Annotated in this window: 4 protein-coding genes; 2 read left to right on the forward strand and 2 right to left on the reverse strand. The window is 75.1% G+C overall.

Features of this window, described 5'->3' with window-relative positions; genetic code table 11:
* Together HUW36_RS29695 and HUW36_RS29700 are read left to right on the forward strand one after the other, a co-directional pair.
* Nucleotides 1-201, forward strand: a 201-nt coding sequence (locus HUW36_RS29695; protein WP_174531128.1) for an acyl carrier protein, incomplete at its 5' end; no start/stop codon positions are given.
* Nucleotides 198-1,370: a trans-sulfuration enzyme family protein gene (locus HUW36_RS29700; protein WP_174531129.1), complete on the forward strand. Its 1,173-nt coding sequence runs from the start codon at nucleotides 198-200 to the stop codon at nucleotides 1,368-1,370. The genes HUW36_RS29695 and HUW36_RS29700, both read left to right, overlap by 4 nt.
* Nucleotides 1,371-1,374: 4 nt before the next feature.
* Here the strand turns inward: HUW36_RS29700 and HUW36_RS29705 are convergent, their stop codons facing one another.
* The gene (locus HUW36_RS29705; RefSeq protein WP_174531130.1) at nucleotides 1,375-2,019 is read right to left on the reverse strand and encodes a response regulator; all 645 of its coding nucleotides are present in this window, start codon (nucleotides 2,017-2,019) and stop codon (nucleotides 1,375-1,377) included.
* Nucleotides 2,010-2,956: sensor histidine kinase (locus tag HUW36_RS29710; RefSeq protein ID WP_174531131.1), on the reverse strand; the 947-nt coding region annotated here is incomplete at its 5' end. The genes HUW36_RS29705 and HUW36_RS29710, both read right to left, overlap by 10 nt.

Here is a 2,956-nt window from a genome sequence, read left to right on the forward strand (position 1 = left end):
GTGGCGGCGGCCTGGCAGGAGGTGCTCGGCGCCGCGCCGCGCGACCCGGCGACCGACTTCGTCACCGCGGGCGGCGACTCGCTGCGCGCGCTGCGGCTGGTCACCGTGCTGCGACAGCGCCACGGCAGCGACCTGACGCTGCCCGAGTTCACCGCGTTGGGCAGCTACCGGGCGCTCGTCGACCGGGTGGCGCGCGGATGACCGGGTTCGGCACCGCGGCGGTGCACGGCGACGACGGTCTGGTTCCGGGCGGGTCGGTGGCGCCGCCGATCGTGCAGAGCGCGACGTTCAGCGCCGAGTCCGACGAGCGGTTCACCGAGATCGCCACCGAGGCGCGGGGCACCGCGTTCTACACCCGCTACGGCAACCCCAACCACGCCCAGGTGGCCGCCGTGGTCGCCGAGCTGGAGGGCGCGGAGACCGGGCTGGTCACGGCGTCCGGGATGGGCGCGATCAGCACCGTCGCGCTGGCCCTGCTCGCCGCCGGCGACCACGTGGTGGTGCAGCGCAGCACGTACGGCGGCACCACCTCGCTGGCCACCGGCCTGCTGGCCCGGTTCGGTGTCGCGTGCACCCAGGTCGACCAGACCGACGCGGACGCGTTCGGCCGGGCGCTGCGGCCGGAGACCCGGCTGGTGCTGGTGGAGACGCCGAGCAACCCGCTGCTGGAGCTGACCGACCTGGCCGCCGTGGTGGCGACCGCGCACGCGGCCGGCGCGCTGGTCGTGGTGGACAACACGTTCGCCACCCCGGTCAACCAGCGTCCGCTGGACGCCGGGGCGGACCTGGTGTGGCACAGCGGCACCAAGTTCCTCGGCGGGCACTCGGACGTGTCCGCCGGGGTGGTGGTCGGCGGCGCGGATCTCATCGATCGGGTGTGGCGCACGGCGATCGTCACCGGCGCCACGCTCGGCCCGGTCGACGCCTGGTTGCTGCTGCGCGGCCTGCGCACGCTGGCGCTGCGGGTGCAGCGGCACAACGCCAACGCGCTCGCGCTGGCCGGCGCGCTGGAGGACCACCCGGCGGTGGTGCGGGTCCGGTACCCGGGCCTGCCGTCGCACCCCCAGCACGCGCTGGCCCGCCGGCAGATGACCGGCTTCGGCGGGGTGCTCGGCGTGGAGCTGGCGGCCGGGCGGGCCGGCGCGGCGGCGCTGCTGGCCGGGCTGCGCCTGGCAAAGCGCGCGGCCAGTCTCGGCAGTGTCAGCACGCTTGTCGTGCACCCGCGCTCCATGTGGGCCGGCATCGTGGACGCCGAGCAGCTCGCCGCCGCCGGGATCGGCGAGGGCCTGGTCCGCGTCTCCACCGGCATCGAGGACACCGACGACCTGGTGGCCGACTTCCGGACCGCGCTGGAGGCGGTGCCGGCCTGACCACTCAGGAGCCCAGATACCGCAGGATCGCCAGCACCCGGCGGCTGTAGCCGGTGGCGTCGGAGAGGTCGAGCTTGTCGAAGATGGCGTTGACGTGCTTCTCCACCGCGCTCTGCGAGACGTGCAGCCGTTGGGCGATGGCGGCGTTGGTGTGCCCCTGTGCCATGTGGTGCAGCACGTCACGTTCCCGAGGCGTGAGGCGGCTCAGCGGATCGGTGCGGCTCGTGCCCGACATCAGCTGCCGGACCACCTCCGGGTCGAGCGCGGTGGCGCCGGCGGCCACCCGGTCGAGCGCGTCGAGGAAGTCCTCGACCTGGGCGACGCGGTCCTTCAACACGTAGCCGACGCCCTCGGAGCGGTCCGCGAGCAGCTGGGCGGCGTACCGCCGCTCGACGTACTGGGACAGCACCAGCACCGCGACGGCGGGGAACTCGCGGCGGATCTCCAGTGCGGCCCGCAGCCCGTCGTCGCTGTTGGTGGGCGGCATCCGCACATCGGTGACGACCACCTCCGGACGGTGGCGCGCGACGGCGGCGACCAGCTGGTCGGCGTCACCGACCGCGGCCACCACCTCGTGCCCCTCGTCGGCCAGCAGGCGGGTGAGCCCGTCGCGGAGCAGGGTGGAGTCCTCGGCCAGGACTATCCGCACGGCAGCACCGTCCGGATCGTGGTCGGGCCACCCGTCGGGCTGGACACGTCGAGGCGGCCGTCGAGAGCCGCCGCCCGGCGGGCGAGGCCACGCAGCCCGCTGCCGGTCGGGTCCGCCCCGCCCCGGCCGTCGTCACGCACCAGCATCTCCACTCCCCCGTCACCGGCCCCGATCTCGATGTCGATCACGGTAGCGCCGGCGTGCTTCGCGGCGTTGGTGATCGCCTCGCAGGCGATGAAGTAGAGCACCGCCTCGACCTGGCGCGGCGGGCGGTCGACCAGGTGGTGACTGATCCGCACCGGGATCGGCGTCCGCCGCGCCACCATGGTCAGCACCTCGTCCAGCGGGCTGTGGTCGAGCGCCGACGGGTAGACCTGCCAGGCCACCTCCCGCAGCTCGTCGAGGGCCCACTGCACGTCGGCGTGCGCCTGGTCCAGCAGGGCCCTCGCCCGGTCCGGATCGCGGCTGCGCCGGGCGCGGCCCAGGAGCATGCCGAGTGCGACGAGACGCTGCTGGACGCCGTCGTGCAGGTCCCGCTCGATCCGGCGGCGCTCCGCGTCGACCGCCGCCATGACGCCGGCCCGGCTCTCGGTCAGCTCGTCGATCCGGCGTCGCAGCGCCGCTTCCCCGTCGGGCTCCAGCATCCGCCGCGCGAGATGCCGGTCCAGCGCGCCGACGCTGGCGACCGCCTGGAGGTTCACCAGGAGCAGGGCCGACCCGATCACGAGTTGCAGCAGCAGATCGGGCACGGCGACGCCGCCGGTGACGACCGCACGGAGGAGGACGACCGCGAGCACCACGCCCACGGCCAGCGTCCCGACGGTGAGCGCACCGAGCAGCCCCGGCACGGCCCGCAGCGCGAGGTAGCCGACGGCCCGCCGGTCGGTGGCCCGCAGCGGGGTGGGCGCGGGACGGTTCGCGGCCCAGGCCAGCCGCC

Origin of the sequence: Micromonospora maritima, from assembly GCF_902825405.1 — a bacterium.
GTDB lineage: Bacteria > Actinomycetota > Actinomycetes > Mycobacteriales > Micromonosporaceae > Micromonospora > Micromonospora maritima.